Genomic DNA, 18,356 nt, shown 5'->3' with positions numbered 1-18,356 from the left:
AACGAAGCGAACGCAGGGAGCGGAGTGAGTTATGCGCCAGCCCCGAGGTGCGAGCAGCGCAGGGAAGTCGGCCCGCCCGGGCCGACCCCGGAACCATGAGCCCGGTGGCGGCACGGGCTGCAGGGCCTCACGAGCAAAACCGTCGGCTGTTCTGTGACGAACCCGGACACTCTGTGCTGATTCGTCGCCGCTGTCCGCTTACTTGCGCTGCACGTTCTCGAAATCGACGCTGCCGTTCGGGGCCATGATGAAGCCACTCACGTCGCGGCGCACCGGCATGTAGATGGCCGAATGGGCCATGGTGATCCAGGGGCGTTCGCGCTTGAAGATCTCTTGCGCTTTCTCGTAGGCGGCCTGGCGTTTCTTGGCATCGGGGGTGGCGCGGGCGGCGTCGATCAGGGCGTCGAATTCCTTGTTGCAGAACTTGATGCCGCTCTGGTTGGCGGCGCAGCTGAGATTGGGCGTCAGGAACTCATCCGCGTCGCCGGTCTCACCGCTCCAGCCGCTCATGTAGACGCTGTGCTCACCCTGGTTGGCGCGCTTGAGGTACTCGCCCCACTCGTAGGTCTTGATATTGGCTTTGACGCCGATCTTGGCCCAGTCCTGCTGGATCAGCTGGGCCATCAGCTGGCCGTTGGGGTTGGTGGGCCGGGCCACGGGCAGGGCCCAGAGGTCCAGCTCCAGGCCCTTGGCATGGCCGGCCTTGGCCAGCAGTTCGCGGGCGCGGGCTGGGTTGTATTCGTTCTTGAGCTTGCTGTTGTAGCCGGGGATGGAGGGCGGGAACGCACTCACTGCCTGCAGCGCATCGCCGCGCGGGAACAAGGCCTTGAAGATGGCATTGCGGTCGATGGCGATGTCCAGGGCCTCGCGCACCTCGCGCTGGTCGGTGGGTGCCTTCTTCAGATTGAAGGACAGGTAGGAGATGTTCAGCGCCTGGGTCTTCATGACCGTGATGTCGGACTTGCCGTCGAGTGCTGCCAGGTCCACATCGCGCAGGGCGGCGGCCACCTGGCATTCGCCGGCCAGCAGCTTTTGCACCCGCACATTGGCCTCGCGGCTGATGCTGAAGACCAGGGCGCCGGCCTGCTTGTTGCCCCAGTACTCGGGGTGGGGCTCCATGCGCAGCACATCGTCCTTGGCGTAGGACTTGAAGCGATAGGGCCCGGTGCCGACCGGCTGGTTGTTGATCTGGTTGGCGCGGCCCTGCTTGAGCAGCTGGGCGCCGTACTCGGCCGAATGAATCGAGGCCCAGACCATGGCCAGATTTGCCGCAAAGCTGGCGTTGGCTTGCTTCAGGCGGAAGCGCACGGTGTGCTCGTCCACCCGGTCCAGGCCCTCGACCATCTGCGCCAGGCCCATGTTCTGCGGATAGACGAAGGTGGCCGGGAAGGCCTTGTTGAAGGGGTGCTCGGGGTTCAGGAAGCGGCCGAAGGTGAAGAGCACATCGTCGGCGTTCATCGCCCGGCTGGGCGTGAAGCCCGGGGCCTTGTGGAACTGCACCCCGCGGCGCAGGGTCAGCGTCAGGGTCTTGGCGTCGGGCGACATCTGCCAGGCCGTGGCCAGCTTGGGCACCAGCTCGGTGCTGCCGCGCTTGAAGGCCAGCAGGCCCTGGAACATCTGCCGGTTGGCGTTGTTGGTGGTCGAGCTGTCCCAGAGGCCGGGGTCAAAGCCCTCGGGGCTGGCGTCGGCGCAGAAGATCAGCGGCTTGGCCGCCAGGGCCGGCACCGCAAGCAGGGCCGCAGCCAGGGCCAGGCTCAGCGGCGCGAGGCCGGCGATGCGAAAGGAGGAGGCGGGGCGAGAAAGTGGGGAGAAGGCAGGCGCGTTCATCGGTCGAGGCAATCAGGGTTGGCGGGAACTATAGACCGCCAGCTCGGGCTCACCGGCCGGCATGCGGCCTCAGCCCTGCCGCCACAGCACCAGCGAGCCCGGCGCAAAGCCCTGCTCCTCCAGCGCATGAAAGCGCAACGAGGCCTCGCGCTCGAAGATGGAGCGGGCGGCCAGCTGCGCCGCCACGCTGCGGCCGTCCGGCGTTTGCACCAGCAAGAGGCTGCCGATGGCCGGCAGCTGATGCTCGCCGTCAAAAGCGCCCTCCAGCGCATACCAGGTTCGCGGCGGCTGGCCCTCGATCTGGACCTGGAAGCTCTCGGAGATGGTGAGTCGGTACATGAGCGAGGGTTGGCAGCGGCGTTGTGAGGGAGGTGAAAGGGAATTCTGCCTGTCGCGGGCAAGCCCTAGGGCGAAGCAGACGCGCCACCCAGACAATAGTTCGGCCAGCAAAGCCGCTGAGCGGCCAGGTGCGGCAGATGCCGTGCCGGCACAAGAACATGAGTACGGAAGGGGAGGCTGATGGGCCAGGTTTTGACTTCGTGGTGCTTGCGCGCGTGCGCGTTGCTGGCCGTGTGCGGGCTGTTCAGCGGCGGCAATCCAGCCCTGGCTCAAGCGCCCAAGGCGCCTCCGGCGGGTCAGGTGCTTCAGCAGCTGAGCGGACCAAGCCCATCATGGGTCAGCGAGGTCCAAGTCCCCAAGGGCAGTGCATCCGGTGCGGAGCAGTCTCGGCAGGGCATTCAGTACCTGCTCTCCGACGTGCAAGCGCGGGTGGATGGCAAGCAGCGCCAGATGTTTCGTCATTACGCCTTGAAGGCCCTGAACGAGAAGGGCCTCGAGAGCGCCGCCAATCTGGAGATCCGCTTTGATCCCGCCTACGAGCAGCTGGTGGTGCACTCGGTTGCGGTTCATCGCCAGGGGCGTCGCCATGAGCGGCTTCCTGCGGTTGAGTGGCGGGTGGTTCAACGTGAAAAAGAGCTGGACTACCTGATCTACGACGGCAGCAAGACCGCACATGCCTTCCTGGACGACGTGCGTGTCGGAGATGTGGTCGAGTACGCCTACACCGTGAGCGGCAGCAACCCGGTGTTTGGCGATCGCTTCTTTGGCACTTTCGATTTGCAATGGGGCAGTCCCGTCCAGAGGCTGCATGCGCGCCTGCTCTGGCCGGCCGGTCGCCCCTTGAACCTGCGGCCCTTGAACGGCGCACCGGAACCTCGGCGTGTTCAGCGTGGTGATCAGCAGGAGCTGGTGTGGCACAAGGAGGGCCAAGAGGGCCTGCAGCTGAGCCCGGACTCACCGGCCTGGTACGACCCCTATGCCATGGTGCAATGGGGCGACTTTGGCAAGTGGTCGGACGTGGCCGCCTGGGCACTGCCCTTGTACAAGGTTCCAGAGCAACTGCCCGCTGGCTTGCGCGCCGAGGTGAAGCGCATCTCCGGCCTGGGGCTTGATGCCAAGACTCGCACGGCCGAGGCCTTGCGCTGGGTGCAACGAGAAGTGCGTTACCTGGGGGTGGAGGTGGGCGCCGGCTCCCATGCGCCCAACCCGCCCGAGCTCGTCTTCAAGCGCCGCTTTGGCGACTGCAAAGACAAGACGCTGCTCACCTTGACGCTCTTGCATCATCTGGGTGTGCCGGCTCGTGCCGCGCTGGTTCACACCCAGCAGAGGCAGGCATTGGCCCAGGTTCTGCCTCGACCGAGTGCCTTCAACCACGTCATCGTGCGTGCCGAGGTCGACGGCAAGACCTATTGGCTCGATCCCACGCGCAGCAGCCAGCCAGGGCCTTTGGACGACCTGGGCCAGTCCAGTTATGCACTGGCTCTGGTGGTCGACCCGTCCACGCAGGCCTTGACAGCCATGGAGTCGGGGCCAGCCATGTGGAGCAAGCGTCAGGTGAGCGTGCGCCTGGATGCGCGAGCCGGTTTGAATGAAGCCGCGCTCATGGAGGTGACAACCCAGGTGGAGGGCCTGAGCGCCGAGCAGATGCGCGCCAACCTGTCGGCTGAAAACGCAGCGGAACTTCAGCAGCGCTACCTCAACTACTACGCGCGCTACTACCCTGGCATCGTGGTGGACCGACCCTTCGAAGTTCGCGACGAGCAGCCCGCCGTGAACAAGATCCAGGTGCTTGAGCGCTACCGGGTCAAGGACTTCTTTGCCCGCGTGGAGGCAGAAAAGCGCCTCGAAGCCTCATTGGAGGTGCCCGAGTTGCTGGCCCTGCTTCAGTCGCCGCGCGACACCATCCGCAACGCGCCGCTGGCTTTGCCGCACCCGCAGGACATGCGCCACGAGGTGGAGTTGCTCCTGCCTGAATCCTGGACCTTCAAGAATGAAGTGAAGGAAGTTCGAGATCGCGCCTTTGAGTTGAGCCGCGAGATCCAGGGCGATGGGCAGCGGCTCTTGATTCGCGACCACTACCGCTCCTTGGCGGACCATGTGCCCGCCGATGCAACCGCGGCCTATGCGGCCAATGTCGAGAAGGCGCGCAAGATGCTGGGCTATGTGGTCTACAAGACCGACCCCGGCGCGAGTGCTGCAGGGGATCAGGTCTCCAGCGAATCGGCCGGGCTGAACCTGCCTGTGCTTTTGCTCGGTGGTTTGACGCTGGCTCTGTTGGTGCACCTTGCCTTGCGGCTGTACCGCTGGGACCCCGCCAGGAAGCCGGGGGACACCCTCAGCGCCGCGGGCGAGCCCTTGGGTGGGCTCTTGTGGCTGCTGGCCTTGGGCATTTTGATCCAAGGTGGCTATGTGGCCTATGGGGCTTGGAGCGCATGGCCGGCCTATGGCCTGCAGACCTGGCATATGTTCACCATGCCGGGCGGTGCCCGTTACCACCCGATGATGGCTCCCATGCTGCTGCTGGAAATGGTCGCACTGCTGGCCCAGGCGGTCGGATGGTGCTTGCTGGCTTTGCTGTTCTTCAAGCGCAGAGCCAGCGCTGTCCCCGTCTACCTGGGCTATATGTGGGCGGTCGTGTGCTTCGCGACCTTGGATCAAGTGTTGTTGGCTCAGATTCCGGTGCTGGAGGATCAAAGCAGCAGCAAGGACATTGTTGAACTCATCCGCTCTGCTGTGGTGCTGTCCTTCTGGAGCTGGTATGTGCTGAAGTCGGAGCGTGTGCGCAAGACCTTTGTGGTCCGCTACCGAGCGGAGAGCGGCGCTGACTTTGCCGCTCAGTCGCCCGCCGCCCCACAGACATTGGCGCCCGAAGCCATCGCCGCCCACTCTGCCCAGCCCTGAATCCGGCCGGGAAAGGCCACGGCCCCGGGGCGGAAAGGCCAGTCGCGGGCCAGCCAGGCTTGCAGCTGGCGCAGCACGGTGTCGGCATCCAGGTCTGGGCTGCTGGCCGGCAGGGGGTGGCGCAGCCAGAAAAACGCTTGGGCCTGGAAGCGCTCGCGCCGGGCGTCCACGGCCAGGCGCGATTTGATGGGCTTGATGTAGAGGCAGCCGAGGTAGTCATTCCCCTCGGCTGAGAGCAGGGCGTAGTTGAACGCGCGCCGCTCTTCGAACTCCTGGGCATGGCGCTGCAGATCGGCCAGGTTCTCCTCGAAGCTCAGCGAGGCGTCTGGCCAGCCGTTGTCGGGGCCGAAGACATGGCGGATGTGATCGGCGCTGTCGCGCACAGCGGCGAAGTCGGCGTCGGCATGCTGGGGGCCCAGGCCTTGCAGCAGGAACAGACCGCCCAGCGCGGCGGACTCAGGGGCGCTGAAATGCGCGGGAACGAACTTGCTCATGATGATCCGTCCAGGCCCTGCCCTCAGCCCTGCTGCATGGCCGCCGTGAAGCGCCGGACCAGCTCCTCGTCACTGACCTGCTCCTTGCGGGTCGCGATCAGCCAGACATGACCGAAGGGGTCGATCAGGCTGCCACGCCGGTCGCCGTCGAACTGGTCGGCCACGTCCATCAGGCTGCTTGCGCCGGCGGCCAGGGCCCGGGCGAAAACGGCGTCCACATCAGCGACGCGCAGATAGATGGACACCGGCGAACCGCCCAGGCTGCGCGGGCTTCGGTAGCCTTGCTCGGGAAACTCGTCGGCCAACATCAGCAGGCCGTCGGGCAGGCGCAGCTCCGCATGGGCGATCTTGCCGTCGGGCAGGGGCAGGCAGACCTTCTCCTCGGCGCCGAAGACGTCTTTGTAAAAAGCCAGGGCGAGGCTGGCCGAGTTGACGATCAGGTAGGGGGTGCTCATGGCGGCTGCCGCGCTGGGGCGGTCGTGGCGTTCGGCCGTTTGCCGACGACGCAGCGTAACGCCGATATGCTGCGCATCCAAGCTCCGTCGCCTGCCGGCAGGCCATGACCGCTCCGCCCAGCGCCCTGGTCGTCATTCCGCCCTGCGGGATCAGTCGGCGCCGACGCTTGTGCTGCGAGCTGCCAGCCGCGCGCACAGATACGTCCAGACAAACTGCGCAGCTGCATAACTGGTCAGTTCGGCGTGGTCGTAAGGCGGCGAAACTTCCACGCAATCCATGCCGACGAAGTTGAGTTGGGGCACCAGCTCTTCGAGGATGCTGAAGACCTGGTTGCTGCTCATGCCGCCGGGCTCGGGTGTGCCGGTGCCGGGAGCGAAGGCGGGGTCCAGGCAGTCGATGTCCAGGCTCAGGTAGACGGGCGGGTGTCCGTGGGCGGCCATGCGCTCGCGCACCTGCTGCAGCAGCGGCGCCAGCTGGGCGGGGCTGTCCAGGCCGCGCAGGGCGCGGGCGTTGAAGATCAGGCCGCCCTGGTCGGCCACGTACTCGCGCGCCTCGCGCTGGCCGGCCGAGCGGATGCCGAACTGCACAAAGCACTCGGGCCGCACCAGGCCTTCCTGAATCGCCTCATAGACCCAGGTGCCGTGGCCGCTGGGCTCGCCGAAATGATCGACCCAGGTGTCGCAGTGCGCATCGAAATGGATCACCGCCAGCGGCTGGCCCTGCTGCGCCCGGTAGGCGCGCAGCAGGGGCAGGGTGATGCTGTGGTCGCCGCCCAGCCAGACCATGTGCTGGCGCGCGATCAGCGGGGCGATCAGCGGCATCATGGCCGCACGCATGGCCTCCAGGCTGGTGTTGGGCAGGGCCAGATCGCCGTGGTCGTGGAGCTGGCCCTCGGGCGTGGTGTCGAACAGCGGGTGGATGCCGTCGCACAGCATCTGGCTGGCCTGGCGGATGGCCGAGGGCCCGAAGCGCGCGCCGGGCCGGTTGGTGACGCAGCCGTCCCAGGCGATGCCAGCGAGGCCGAAGGGTGTGTCGCTGCTGCTTTGTTGGGAGGGCGACAAGCCCATGAAGGCGTTCTGGCTGAGAAAAGCAAAGTGGCTCATCGTCGTGCGCTCCATTCAACAAAGCCCGGCACTGCCGCGATCAGGGAGCGATCAGGGGCAGATCCACAAGAACAGGCGGTGACCTTGCGCCACTGCAGTTGCGGAGAACGCGGCGAGATCGGCCACCAGAAACTCCAGCGCTTCCGCTTCCCAATGCGGGCGGCGTTCGGCCTCGGCCGTCAGCCAGGCGCGGGCCAGGGCGGGGAACTGGTCTTCCGAGAGCTGGGCCAGCAGGGTGCCCAGTTCCTCGGGCAGGGCCACCAGCCAGGGGTCGCCTTGCTCGCCGGCCGGGCCCACGCGCTCGAAATCTTGCATGGCGTGGCTCAGCGCCACCGGGGCGGCGTCCATGGCGCCAGGCGTGGCTTGCTGCTTGAGGATCAGGCGCAGGCTGGCCCATTGCGTGGGCTCGACGCCCGAGACCTCCAGCGTGGGCCAGATGTTGGCGTGGCCCGGGGTGAGGGGAATCACGGTCGCGTCTTCGGCGGAGGCGGCGATCAGGTCGGTCAGCATGGCGTGAGTGAGGCTTGGGTGTGGAATGCGCAAACAGCGGGCTGCGCAACAAAGGCAAATTGTCGGTGAAAGCCGAGACTGGGGGTGTCAGCCGGGCTCGCCGCGCTTCAGACCTGGTGGCAAGCCACCTGCCTGCCCTCTACCTCACGCAGCACCGGCGCCTCTTGCGCACACCGCGCCACCGCCATCGGGCAGCGCTTGTGGAAGGCGCAGCCGCTGGGCGGGTTCAGCGGGCTGGGCAGCTCGCCCTTGAGCAGCACGCGCTCGCGCCGCTCGGCCGCGTGCAGGGCCGGCGTGGCGCTCATCAACGCGCGGGTGTAGGGGTGCAGGGGCTGGGCAAAGATGCGGCGCTTCTCGCCCAGCTCCACCGCGCGGCCCAGGTACATCACCATCACTTCGTCGGCCACATGCTCAACCACGCTGAGGTTGTGGGAGATGAAGACGTAGCTGGTGCCGGATTGCTCCTGCAGGTCCATGAAGAGGTTGAGGATCTGCGCCTGGATGGACACATCCAGGGCCGACACCGGCTCGTCCGCCACGACGATGCGCGGCTGCAGAATCATGGCCCGGGCAATGGCAATGCGCTGGCGCTGGCCGCCGCTGAACATATGCGGGTAACGCGCCAGATGCTCGGGGCGCAGGCCCACCTGGGTGATCAGCGCCTCGATGCGCTCGCGCCGCTCGGCTTTGCTGAGCGCGGTGTTGATCAGCAGCGGCTCGTCCAGCGTGGCGGCAATGCTCTTGCGCGGGTTGAGCGAGCTGAAGGGGTTCTGGAACACCATCTGCACCTGCTGGCGCAGCGCCTTGAGGCGCGCACCGTCGGCGCCGGCCGTGGCCTCGCCGCCCAGCAGCAGGCGGCCGGCGCTGGGTGGCTCGATCAGGGTCAGCTGGCGCGCCAGGGTCGATTTGCCGCAGCCCGATTCGCCCACCACAGCCAGGGTCTGGCGCGGCCGAAGGCGAAAACTGACGCCATCGAGCGCACGCACCGTGGCCTTGGGCTGGAACAGGCCCTGGCTGACGCGGTAGTGGCGGCTCAGGTTCTCGGCTTGCAGCAGCACCGGTTGGCTCACGTGTTCATTGCTCATGCTGCGCCTCCAATCGGGCCGCAGGCGTCAGCGGGAAGAAGCAGCGCACGCCTTCGTTGGTCAGGGCTGGGCGTTCGCCGCGGCAGCGCCCCTGCACCTGCGCGCAGCGCGGGCTCAGCAGGCAGCCGGCCGGGCGATCCAGCGCGCCGGGCACGATGCCGGGCAGGGCAGCCAGGCGGCGGGCGCCGCGGTTGTGCTCGGGGATGGCGGCCAGCAGGGCGGCGGTGTAGGGGTGGCGCGGCGCGTCGAACAGGGCCGGCAGCGGCCCGGTCTCGACCACCTGGCCGGCATACATCACGGCCACGCGCTGGGCCATCTCGGCCACCACGGCCAGGTCGTGGGTGATCATCAGCAAGCCCATGCCCTGCTCGCGCTGCAGGCGCAGCAGCAGCTCCATGATCTGGGCCTGGATGGTCACGTCCAGGGCGGTGGTGGGTTCGTCGGCGATCAGGAGCTTGGGGCCGCAGGCGATCGCCATGGCGATCATCACGCGCTGGTTCATGCCGCCCGAGAGCTGATGCGGGTAGGCCTCGGCGCGGCGCGCCGCATCGGGGATCTCCACCAGCTCCAGCAGCTCCATCACTCGCTTTTTCGCAGCGGCGCCGCGCAGGCCCAGGTGCGTTTGCAGCACCTCGGCGATCTGCGCGCCCACGGTGTAGCTCGGGTCCAGGCTGGAGAGCGCGTCCTGGAACACCATGGCGATGTCGCGGCCGATCAGGCGGCGGCGTTCCCGCGCGTTCAAGCGCAGCAAGTCCTGACCCTGGAACTCCAGCCGGTCGGCGCTGACGCGGCCGGGCGCGTCCACCAGGCCCATCAAGGCCAGCATGGCCACCGATTTGCCCGAGCCCGATTCACCGACGATGCCCAGCAGCTCGCCCGGCGCCAGGCTCAGGTCCAGCCCGTCCACGGCGGGGAAGCGGCCGAACTCGATCCGCAGGTTTTCGATGCGCAGCAAGGGTGATGACGGTGGCGATAGCAATGCGTCCTCGGCCATGGCTCAACGCGTCCGTTTCAGTTTGGGATCGAGCGCGTCGCGCAGGCCGTCGCCGATCAGGTTGATGCTCAGCACGCTGAACAGAATCGTCAGGCCCGGCAGCGTCACCACCCAGGGCGCGCGCTGCATATAGTCGCGCGCGGCGCTGAGCATGGTGCCCCACTCGGGCGTGGGCGCCTGCACGCCCAGGCCCAGAAAGCCCAGGCCCGCGGTTTCCAGGATGGCGGAAGAAAAACTCAGCGTCGCGTTGACGATCAGCGGCGCCATGCAGTTGGGCAGCACGGCGCTGAACATCAGGCGCAGCGGGCCGGCGCCGGCCACGCGGCTGGCGGTGACATAGTCTTTGTGAATCTCGGCCAGGGCGGCGGCGCGCGTCAGCCGCGTGTAGCCGGGCAGGGCGCCGATCGCGATGGCGATCACCGTGTTCACCAGGCCCGGGCCCAGCACCGTGATCACGCAGATGGCCAGCAGCAGGCCCGGCAGAGCCAGCATGATGTCCATCACCCGCATGATGGCCGGCGACAGCCATTGCTGATGAAACGCCGCCAGCAGGCCCAGCAGCACACCCGGCAGCAAGGACAGCAGCACCGAGGCCAGGCCGATGCCCAGCGACACCCGCCCGCCATGCAGCAGGCGCGAGAGCATGTCGCGGCCCAGCTCGTCGGTGCCGAGCAGGAAGCGCGCGCTGCCGCCCTCGGCCCAGACCGGCGGCTGCAGCATGTGATCGCGGTACTGCTCGATCGGGCTGTGCGGCGCCACCCAGGGCGCGAACAGCGCAGCCAGGGCGATCAGCGCAAACACGGCCAGCGCCGCCAGGGCGCCGCGGTTCGCGGCAAAGCCTTGCCAGAACTCGCGCAACGGGCCGGGCGGCTGCTCTTGCACCAGCAGCTGATCCTCTTCCTGTGCGCTGGGGGTCAGCGGTGTCGGTGTCGAAGGGGTCGTCATTTCCTCACCGCTCACTTCTGATGCGCGGATTGACCACGCCATACAACACATCCACCAGCAGGTTCACGCCAATGAAGGTCAGGGCCGAGATCAGGATGCCGGCCTGCACCACCGGGTAGTCGCGCCGGGCGATCGAGTCGATCAGCCATTTGCCGATGCCGGGCCAGGAGAAGATGGTTTCGGTCAGCACCGCGCCGGCCAGCAGGCTGCCGGTCTGCATGCCGATCACCGTCAGCACCGGGATCAGCGCATTGCGCAGGCCGTGGCGCAGCACCACGCGCGCCGGGCTCAGGCCCTTGGCGCGGGCGGCGCGGATGTAGTCCTCGCGCAGCACCTCCAGCATGCTGGAGCGCGTCATGCGCGCCACCACCGCCATGGTGCTGGTGCCCAGCACGGTGGCCGGCAGCAGCAGGTGCAGGCAGGCCGAGCGGAAGGCGCCCTCCTCGCCCGAAAGCCAGCTGTCGATCAGCAGAAAGCCGCTGCGCACCGGCACGTCGTACTCGATGCCGATGCGGCCCGACACCGGCGTCCAGCCCAGCTGCACCGAGAAGAACATGATCAGAATCAGCCCCCACCAGAACACCGGCATGGAGTAGCCCACCGTGGCCACGCCCATCACGCCCTGGTCCAGCAGCGAGCCGCGCTTGAGCCCCGCCGTCACGCCCAGCAGCAGGCCCAGGCTCACCGCCAGCAGCAGGGCCGCCAGGGCCAGCTCCACCGTGGCCGGGAACAGGGCCGCAAACTCCTTGGCCACCGGCTCGCGGCTGACCAGGCTCAGGCCCAGGTCACCGCGCGCCAGCTGCGCCAGGTACTGGCCGTACTGCACATGCAGGGGCTGGTCCAGGCCCATGCGGGCCATCAGCTCCGCATGGGTGGCCGCGTCCAGGCGGCGCTCGCCCATCATGATCTCGATGGGGTCGCCCGGCACCAGCCGGATCAGGCCAAAGGCCACCAGGGTGATGCCCAGCAGCGTGGGCAGCAGGGTGGCGAGTCGCTTGAGCAGAAAGGTCAGCACGAGGGGCGGGAGATCGGTGTCGAAAGAGTGGTGGGTGCCAGCGGGGTCATCAGGGTCTCATGCAGTCCGAGCGCCGCTGGTGGCTGCCGCTCAGGTTTCTGTCAGATCGGCGCGGTCCTTCGTGTTCAGTCAGAAGCGCGAGCTCAGCGGCTTGGCCGGCTCGTTCGCCGGCGCCGCCATGGACTTGGCCAGCAGCATACCGCCCGGGCTGGTGGCCACATCGAGCAGGGCGGCGGTTTCGGCGTCCATGGCGCCGCTCCAGTCGCGCGGGCGGTACTTGCTCTGGAAGGTGGCAATCGTCGCCTTGGTCAGCTCGTCCTCGATGCCGCTGCGCGAGGTGCTGTAGCCCACGCGGGTCAGCTTGTCCTGGAACCAGGCCGCGTCCGGCGGCAGGGCGGCGTAGAGCGGAATCTTGGCCGCCACCTGCACCGGGTCGGGCCAGGGGATCAGGCCGGCATCTGCCAACTGCTTCCAGGGGAAGCTCGGGCCCGGGTCCTGCTTGCGGCCGGGTGCGATGTCCGAGTGGCCGATGATGCGCTCGGGCCGGATGTTGTGGCGCTTGGCGATGTCGCGCACCAGGGCAATGATCTCGTCCACCTGCGCCTGCGGGTAGGGCGGGTAGACGCGGCCCAGCTCCGTGTCCTTGTAGCCGGGGTTGACGATCTCGATGCCGATGGACGCCGAATTCAGATTGCTGTGCCCCGCCCAAAAGCTCGCCCCCGCATGCCAGGCCCGCCGGTTCTCATCCACCAGCTGGTAAATCGCCGCCGGCTCGTCCCGCACCAGGTAATGCGCGCTCACCTGCCCGCCTGTGGCCAGCACCTTCAGCGATTTCTCCCAATCCAGCGCCGTGTAGTGCAAGACGATGAACAGCGCCCGGCTGTCTTGCGCCACGGAGGTATAGCTGCGGTCGATCTTGGGGCCGGTGGGTTCGGTTGGGGTGGAGGTGGTCGTCGCGCAGGCGCTGAGGAGCAGGGCGAGGGCGGCGGTGGGGAGGCTGAGGGAGAAACGTGGGGAGGGGGGCGTCATGGGAGGGCGATGGCGTCGGCTGGGGCGGGTGGGGGCGTCAGGGGGGCATTGTTGCCGAAGCGGGGCGGAACGCTTTTGTGCGAGGCACCCATGTTTGGACACCCTCAAGTGAAGGCACCGAATAAGGAACGAGGCCTTGAAATTCAAGGCTTGACCCTCCTCCCCTTGGTCTGTCGTCTGCTGTCGAGCAGGCTGGGATCAAGCTTTCGCCCTCAGATCGGCACGACGCGCCGACCTGTGCTGCTCGCCGGGCAGGTGTCGGAGAAACCTAAACGATTGCGGAAATTCACCAACGGCTGCTCTGCGCCTGCTCCCCTCGGAGCTCCCAAATCTTGAATAGAGACTACCTCCGCCCTCCGAACAGCCGGCTCAAAAACGCGGCAACCGCGCCTGTTGAATGCGGAGCTCGTTGCATGTTTGGGTTAGTGGGCTCAGATTGCCCGAAAGGTGGTAGCCCCTCTCCAATACCCCGTTGTCGCTCCAGTAACGCAAGAACCACTCGTTCCAGTTCATCAAGTTTTGCCTTCAAGGCGTCATGCTGGTGCATTGAGACCTCTCATTGCGTTCTAAATGCAGACCATACTGCCCTCATCGGCTCCAGGTACTGGGTCCTTGTAACAGCAGACAAGAAGTACCGACACTCGGGCTGCTTCGCCACCACAGGCGCGAAAGTCTGTCTAAAGCTAGCGAGACTCAGTCTTTGCACGTCGTCGAATTTCAAGCCGTGCCGGCGCAGAAGCTCGAGCATTTCAGGTGCCGGCTCCTCGAGCGTTACAGAGGCGTCCTCAACCACAACACGGGCAATCGACTTCGGCTGAAGCTTCCCGTTCACAACGACATTGGGGAGGCACGAAGCTTTTCCCCATCCACCCTCGAGCTCAGTCACCCGAGAACTCAGCAACTTCACTTGACCCGCCAGCGCGGAAACTTTGTCAACACCGCCAGCTGCGCTGGCCGCAGCTACGGCACCTTTCACCACGTCCGGCCCGCCGTTGCGGGCGACAAATTCGCTGGTCCCTCTAAGCTGGTCCAGTGGCACCATCTTCGTGAGGTAGTCCGTTAGCTCAGTGATACTCGAGATTCCTGCGCCTACCAGTAACCTTTGAGTCGCCTCGACCTCTGCGAGCGCCTTGGCTTTCTTCTCTTGCTGTTGTATCTGCCACACCACGAATAGCAGCAGGCCAAAGAACAGGACCTGCAGCAGAAAGTCGATTAGCGTGAAGAAGAAGACGTCGTCGCTACGTCTCATGTCGGCCGGGCCCCCTGCTGCGTTCGGTCGATGATGATTTGAGCAACGTTCGTGAGGCGCTCGCTAAACATCCGAGCTACATCGGTTGAACGTTTGATATCGTCTTCCAGCGACTGAGTTGCAGTTGCCATGACGTTGCTCAAGTTTCCAGCAGAGACACCTAGCCGGGCTTGCAATGCCTCGACGGAGCCACCGAGTTTGCTCAACACCAAACCGATGCTTTCGCCGGCCTCTTCAACTCTTCCAACCTGGTCGGCGAGTCTCGCCCCTTTCTCCAGCGCAGATGCGTGCGCGCTCGCGTGTGCTGCAAGCTGACTCGCATTTGATTCAGAGGCCTGCAGTAAGTGCTGAACAGCCGACAGCGCCTCGCGCAACTTCAGACTGAGCTCGATAGCCTCTTCTCCTGCCGGGGGAAGTGTCGACAGGTCTCGGTTGACATTCCCCACGGTCGCATTCAAGCCAAGGAGCTGCCCGTCGAGCGACTGGATGCCGCCTTCTAGCTTCGGCAAGGCGGCTGTCACTCGCTCCACACTCTGTGCGAGGCGGTCAGTCGTATTGGCTGAGTTTGCAAAATGGCGCGTCGCGTCATCCAATTTTTCAGAGGTCTCCACCAGAGCCACCATCTGCTCATTGGCCTTCAGCGTGAGCGTCTTGATGTTCTTGAACGTGAGCCCCATCCCCGACACTGTGGCGGTAATGTCGCCGAGCTCGCCCACTGCCTCCCCCAACACTCTGGTTCCATCGGCAAGCACTTGCTGAGCTTCAATAACAGCCCGCGAAGAGGTGAGTAGATGTCCATCACTGCTGCCGACTTGTTGAAGATTCTGGTCTAGCTCTTTCACAGATACGGTCAGTTTCGACTGGGAAACTGCTACGCCCTCCGCCGTGATGGCTCCCTCAGTAGCGCGCTTTGCGAACTCCGCCAGGGCAGCATTGAGCGTTGTTACACAGTCAAGCGTCTCCCGGACGCTTCGCGCAAGTGCGTCCCGCTCTTCAACGAACGAGGTCTCATTCACAAGGCCACGAATTTCAGTCAATCCGTGGCGGGCGGATGCGAGTGTCCCGCGAAGCTCCTGATCGAAAGCCCGGGCCATATCCAGCATCGCCTTCTCTGTGGTGATGCGTGCGGTTTCTGCCACTTGCTGTGACTTAAGAATAAGGCTGTTTGAGAGCTCGGCGAACTGCGTTGACGCCAACTCAACATTGGTGACCAGTTCTCGCGAACGCTGCACGTACTTGTCCAGCACGGCCTCAGGACTTGCATCGTCGACTAGCTTTGAGATGCTAGATAGGTGCATGCGCGCGAAAACCGCATAGCCTGTTGCTAGCAAACCCAGGCCGAACTGGAATGCAATGCCTGCAAGCGGCTCATTGCCACCGCTAAGTGCAAGACTGACGGCGCTGACGCCCAATGCAGCAATAGTGATGAGAAAGCCAAAGTAGTAGACGCTGTCAATAGCAGTCTGACTTAGGCCGCCCTTCGCGCGCGGCGCCAAGTAGGACCAGTGATACCAGACTAGCGGGGCTCCTCCCCCAAGCATCGACACCCAGGGCGGAAGATGAAGAGCGGTAGCTCCGACAAGCAGTAGAAGCGAGGTAACTGCGCTTCTCCACAACACAGAAAAGAATCCATCGCCGCTCTTCATAGTGGTCGGAATCAAATGAATTGCAGACATATCACGCACCGGGCAAAAAGTCGATTTCGGTCTTCGCGCCAGCGCCTTCGTTGTCGCCGAAGAACCATGGCCAGAGTTGATCTCGGCACTTCAAGCTTGCCTTTGGCAGGTCCATCCGTGGAACGACGTTCAAATAGACCGCTGTTCCCGCAAACTTTGGCCTCTCTTGGGCTCCGCGCCTTGCATCTCGAAAAGAGGCCACAGTGCGCGCAGCATCGGCGCAGCTGTAGAGCGAGAATTTGGGTGGGGTATGTTCCATTAGGTCCGAGAAAACCAGCAACGAGCTATGTCCACCGCGAAGGTACTGCGACAGTGACACGTCGATGAGAGCCTGTGCGATGGGAGACTCTTTGGAGTTCTCAGGAGGACTACGCAGGGCCTCCTCCAGCGGCTTTATGAAAAGCTTATCGAAAGCCTTTTCCAGTCCTTTGGTGTTCTCATAGAGTCGATTCCCTTCGCGTTGCGGTTTGCAACGGGAAAAAATTGGCGTGAGCGACTTCCGGCTAATGCTCGAAATAGTAAAAACCGACACCCGCTCATTGGTCACGACCCTATCTTGCACGAAGCTCATTGCCCGAGCGGAAATCTCCGCGCGGGTTTGGTCCGCCAATGACTCGCTATGGTCAAGGACGATTACGGTGTTGGCGACTGGCGTTCCAATACATCCGTCTGCATCCGGTTTCGGCTTCTTCCCCAACACCATAGTCGCGCCGAGCATCACAATGGCGACCGCGCCCGCGCCACACATCAATAGCACGCCGTGCTTGTCCTTCTTCGACAGCGCCATGCTTACACCGCCACAGGCCTGTGGAGGGTGTGGGACAACGAAGCGATTTCATCCTCAGCTTCGCTGCGCACGTCCGCGAGATATGCGGCGACAGACTGCGTGAGAATTGAGTTGGTGTCTTCCTGAAGCCCCTTAAGTTTTGCGTTAAGCGATTCGCGGTGCTTGTCGCCAAGGACTTTCAGTTCATCTTGAACGTTCGTCAAATCCGCACTGACTGCATCCGCAGCACTTCCATTGACCACGGTTGACAACGCGGATTTCTGCCCAAAGTACTCAGGCGCGGTGACGGATCGTACCGCCGTGTTGGCATGCCGATAGGATTCAGCAACTAGCAAGTGGTCTCTATGGACTGCAGCAGCCTGCGACTCGAGAGACTGACGTGCGTGACCGAGGTCGGCAATTCGCCGAGCAATCATTGCAACTTGGGTGAGCGGCTCTTGCAACGCAGCTTGTATAGCCGCCTTCCGGTGATGGAGCAGCTCCTTCACCTTTTGCCGAGCCTTTTGCTGTTGCTGATGTTCTTCCTCAATGGTCGCCCTGTACGCTCTGTCCTTGGGCCCATACCCTGGAAATTTGTCATCCATGGTGTAGCCCTTGAAGAACGCACCAATGCTTAGGATGACGCCCACTCCGAAGAGAATGAAGCTCCAATGGTCTTGGAAACGCGGCTCAAGTTTGAAGATGAGCCAGGCGTCGGGCCATGCCCGTTGAAAAGCAGCCGCGACTTGCGCTGGCTCTGATGGATCCACCACCACCTGATACTCGCTGCGGAAGGAGGCAAACAACGAGTTGCACAGGATGACAACGAATACAAATAACGCAAAGCAAATCCAGCCACGGGCTTTTAAGCTGGGTGCCGCAAGGTTCTTGTACCGGAACGCTGCACCAAGGACAACTGCCAGGGCGATGTTGATGATTGCGATGCCAAGAGCGACGGTCACGCCGCCTAGAAGGCCTTGGCTGTTCTCGTAGAAGAAAGCGTTGACCACAACTTCCAATATGGCCAGAACAGCGATGATGCCGAAGTGCATGTAGCGGCTTTCCGGGTACACAGCCTCCTCATGAATATCGTTGGTCGCTCGGAAGTATCGGATGTCCGCTTCGGCACGCAATCGGGCAGCCGTCGCGCGAACGAGCTGCGGCCGGTCTCCCGCTAGTTCTGCATTCACAGCGGCGAGCGCGGAGTCTTCGCGAACTAGTTGCTCATAGCTCGTCTGAAGCTCGACGACCTTCTGCCGCGCTTCCATCGCGCTTTTTGACGCTTCTGTGAGAGAAGCGTCAAAGATTCGTTGTTCGTTTCCCAGCCACTTCTCGCCCTCTGCACGAAGCTCTGACTCGTTCTGGTCGGGAGCTTGCGCGTGTGGGGGAGGCCTGTTCTTTGAACCCTCTTTCTGGCCGCGAGCGCGGAATTCGTCCAGTCTCGCCGCTAGTTGTCCTTCATAGTTGTTGTACGTCGGCATAGTCCTCCCGTTCGACCCTAGTGATTTATTTATTCGAATCTGACTCGGTTGCGGTCTCCGAATCGCCCGACACTGATACTCTGTTCGCCGCACAGTAGTCGTGCAGCAACTTTTCCAACATGTTGGTGTAGCTCCGCTACCCCAGCTCCGCCACAGGTTCTAGCTGATGCTTGAATCCGGGTGCAAACCGAAACGACATCGCCACTCTTTTTGAAGAGGGTATCGGTAGCTAGTAATGTGCCTTGCGATGCGGAGTGTTACACAATGTGTCGACCTTAGCGTTCGAAAACTCGCCCCACAAAAGGGGGGGCGACCTAGATGCCTAGCGTTAACCCTTGTCTATTCGGCGACCAGCCTTACGGAAGTCGCGGCGTTCTCGGACAACAAGCCGACTCTTAGTATTCTTGCTTGAATCGCCCCGGGTTTCGAGGAGGCTCCAACTCTGGAGAATGGAGCCATGAAGAAGTCCCCGAAGTTTTCGCCCGA

16 protein-coding genes are annotated in these 18,356 nt (G+C 64.1%); 1 reads left to right on the top strand and 15 read right to left on the bottom strand.

Annotation, left to right across the window (positions count from 1 at the left end; genetic code table 11):
• Nucleotides 1–198: 198 nt before the first annotated feature.
• Complete coding sequence (locus tag AC1Q6P_RS23735) at nt 199–1,827, bottom strand: ABC transporter substrate-binding protein (RefSeq protein ID WP_492666238.1); 1,629 nt, start codon at nt 1,825–1,827, stop codon at nt 199–201.
• 69 nt (nt 1,828–1,896) lie between these two features.
• On the bottom strand, nt 1,897–2,166 hold the full coding sequence (locus AC1Q6P_RS23730; protein WP_492666237.1) for a hypothetical protein: 270 nt from the start codon (nt 2,164–2,166) through the stop codon (nt 1,897–1,899).
• A 450-nt stretch (nt 2,167–2,616) separates the two neighbouring features.
• Between AC1Q6P_RS23730 and AC1Q6P_RS23725 the strand changes: the two genes are divergently transcribed.
• On the top strand, nt 2,617–5,067 hold the full coding sequence (locus AC1Q6P_RS23725; protein WP_492666236.1) for a DUF3857 domain-containing protein: 2,451 nt from the start codon (nt 2,617–2,619) through the stop codon (nt 5,065–5,067).
• Here the strand turns inward: AC1Q6P_RS23725 and AC1Q6P_RS23720 are convergent.
• The 13 genes from AC1Q6P_RS23720 to AC1Q6P_RS23660 form a co-directional block, all read right to left on the bottom strand.
• Nucleotides 5,001–5,561, bottom strand: coding sequence for a hypothetical protein (locus AC1Q6P_RS23720; protein WP_492666235.1), 561 nt, complete (start codon nt 5,559–5,561; stop codon nt 5,001–5,003). The two genes, AC1Q6P_RS23725 and AC1Q6P_RS23720, sit on opposite strands and share 67 nt — an antisense overlap.
• A gap of 23 nt (nt 5,562–5,584) precedes the next feature.
• Nucleotides 5,585–6,016, bottom strand: coding sequence for a VOC family protein (locus tag AC1Q6P_RS23715; protein WP_492666234.1), 432 nt, complete (start codon nt 6,014–6,016; stop codon nt 5,585–5,587).
• A gap of 150 nt (nt 6,017–6,166) precedes the next feature.
• On the bottom strand, nt 6,167–7,120 hold the full coding sequence (gene speB / locus AC1Q6P_RS23710; RefSeq protein ID WP_492666233.1) for an agmatinase: 954 nt from the start codon (nt 7,118–7,120) through the stop codon (nt 6,167–6,169).
• A gap of 51 nt (nt 7,121–7,171) precedes the next feature.
• On the bottom strand, nt 7,172–7,630 hold the full coding sequence (locus tag AC1Q6P_RS23705; protein WP_171826620.1) for a hypothetical protein: 459 nt from the start codon (nt 7,628–7,630) through the stop codon (nt 7,172–7,174).
• Between the two features lie 107 nt (nt 7,631–7,737).
• On the bottom strand, nt 7,738–8,715 hold the full coding sequence (locus AC1Q6P_RS23700) for a peptide ABC transporter ATP-binding protein (protein WP_492666232.1): 978 nt from the start codon (nt 8,713–8,715) through the stop codon (nt 7,738–7,740).
• On the bottom strand, nt 8,705–9,709 hold the full coding sequence (locus tag AC1Q6P_RS23695) for an ABC transporter ATP-binding protein (RefSeq protein ID WP_492666231.1): 1,005 nt from the start codon (nt 9,707–9,709) through the stop codon (nt 8,705–8,707). Before AC1Q6P_RS23695 ends, AC1Q6P_RS23700 begins: the two co-directional genes overlap by 11 nt.
• 3 nt (nt 9,710–9,712) lie before the next feature.
• Nucleotides 9,713–10,654 carry an ABC transporter permease subunit gene (locus AC1Q6P_RS23690; RefSeq protein ID WP_492666230.1) on the bottom strand — a complete coding sequence of 314 codons (942 nt, stop codon included), beginning with the start codon at nt 10,652–10,654 and terminating at the stop codon, nt 9,713–9,715.
• 4 nt (nt 10,655–10,658) lie between these two features.
• Nucleotides 10,659–11,669, bottom strand: a complete 1,011-nt coding sequence (locus AC1Q6P_RS23685; RefSeq protein ID WP_492666229.1) for an ABC transporter permease — start codon at nt 11,667–11,669, stop codon at nt 10,659–10,661.
• A gap of 129 nt (nt 11,670–11,798) precedes the next feature.
• On the bottom strand, nt 11,799–12,698 hold the full coding sequence (locus tag AC1Q6P_RS23680) for an N-acetylmuramoyl-L-alanine amidase (RefSeq protein WP_492666228.1): 900 nt from the start codon (nt 12,696–12,698) through the stop codon (nt 11,799–11,801).
• 556 nt (nt 12,699–13,254) lie between these two features.
• Nucleotides 13,255–13,947 carry a hypothetical protein gene (locus tag AC1Q6P_RS23675; protein WP_492666227.1) on the bottom strand — a complete coding sequence of 231 codons (693 nt, stop codon included), beginning with the start codon at nt 13,945–13,947 and terminating at the stop codon, nt 13,255–13,257.
• Nucleotides 13,944–15,443 carry a hypothetical protein gene (locus AC1Q6P_RS23670; protein ID WP_492666226.1) on the bottom strand — a complete coding sequence of 500 codons (1,500 nt, stop codon included), beginning with the start codon at nt 15,441–15,443 and terminating at the stop codon, nt 13,944–13,946. The genes AC1Q6P_RS23675 and AC1Q6P_RS23670 overlap by 4 nt, the downstream gene beginning before the upstream one ends.
• 181 nt (nt 15,444–15,624) lie before the next feature.
• The gene (locus AC1Q6P_RS23665) at nt 15,625–16,410 is read right to left on the bottom strand and encodes a hypothetical protein (protein WP_492666225.1); all 786 of its coding nucleotides are present in this window, start codon (nt 16,408–16,410) and stop codon (nt 15,625–15,627) included.
• 2 nt (nt 16,411–16,412) lie between these two features.
• Nucleotides 16,413–17,870: an MFS transporter gene (locus tag AC1Q6P_RS23660; protein ID WP_492666224.1), complete on the bottom strand. Its 1,458-nt coding sequence runs from the start codon at nt 17,868–17,870 to the stop codon at nt 16,413–16,415.
• Nucleotides 17,871–18,356: the final 486 nt, after the last annotated feature.

It is taken from the genome of Roseateles sp. GW835-FHT13E02, assembly GCF_058794035.1.
The sequence above is the reverse complement of the archived record's forward strand: the minus strand, read 5'-3'. Positions and strand labels throughout refer to the sequence as shown.

Excerpts from the sequence above, each read along its gene's own strand:
- AC1Q6P_RS23660 (WP_492666224.1), bottom strand. The coding sequence starts at position 17,870 with ATGCCGACGTACAACAACTATGAAGGACAACTAGCGGCGAGACTGGAC.
- AC1Q6P_RS23720 (WP_492666235.1), bottom strand. The coding sequence starts at position 5,561 with ATGAGCAAGTTCGTTCCCGCGCATTTCAGCGCCCCTGAGTCCGCCGCG.
- AC1Q6P_RS23705 (WP_171826620.1), bottom strand. The coding sequence starts at position 7,630 with ATGCTGACCGACCTGATCGCCGCCTCCGCCGAAGACGCGACCGTGATT.
- speB (WP_492666233.1), bottom strand. The coding sequence starts at position 7,120 with ATGAGCCACTTTGCTTTTCTCAGCCAGAACGCCTTCATGGGCTTGTCG.
- AC1Q6P_RS23665 (WP_492666225.1), bottom strand. The coding sequence starts at position 16,410 with ATGGCGCTGTCGAAGAAGGACAAGCACGGCGTGCTATTGATGTGTGGC.
- AC1Q6P_RS23675 (WP_492666227.1), bottom strand. The coding sequence starts at position 13,947 with ATGAGACGTAGCGACGACGTCTTCTTCTTCACGCTAATCGACTTTCTG.
- AC1Q6P_RS23695 (WP_492666231.1), bottom strand. The coding sequence starts at position 9,709 with ATGGCCGAGGACGCATTGCTATCGCCACCGTCATCACCCTTGCTGCGC.
- AC1Q6P_RS23715 (WP_492666234.1), bottom strand. The coding sequence starts at position 6,016 with ATGAGCACCCCCTACCTGATCGTCAACTCGGCCAGCCTCGCCCTGGCT.
- AC1Q6P_RS23680 (WP_492666228.1), bottom strand. The coding sequence starts at position 12,698 with ATGACGCCCCCCTCCCCACGTTTCTCCCTCAGCCTCCCCACCGCCGCC.
- AC1Q6P_RS23690 (WP_492666230.1), bottom strand. The coding sequence starts at position 10,654 with ATGACGACCCCTTCGACACCGACACCGCTGACCCCCAGCGCACAGGAA.
- AC1Q6P_RS23700 (WP_492666232.1), bottom strand. The coding sequence starts at position 8,715 with ATGAGCAATGAACACGTGAGCCAACCGGTGCTGCTGCAAGCCGAGAAC.
- AC1Q6P_RS23725 (WP_492666236.1), top strand. The coding sequence starts at position 2,617 with ATGTTTCGTCATTACGCCTTGAAGGCCCTGAACGAGAAGGGCCTCGAG.
- AC1Q6P_RS23730 (WP_492666237.1), bottom strand. The coding sequence starts at position 2,166 with ATGTACCGACTCACCATCTCCGAGAGCTTCCAGGTCCAGATCGAGGGC.
- AC1Q6P_RS23735 (WP_492666238.1), bottom strand. The coding sequence starts at position 1,827 with ATGAACGCGCCTGCCTTCTCCCCACTTTCTCGCCCCGCCTCCTCCTTT.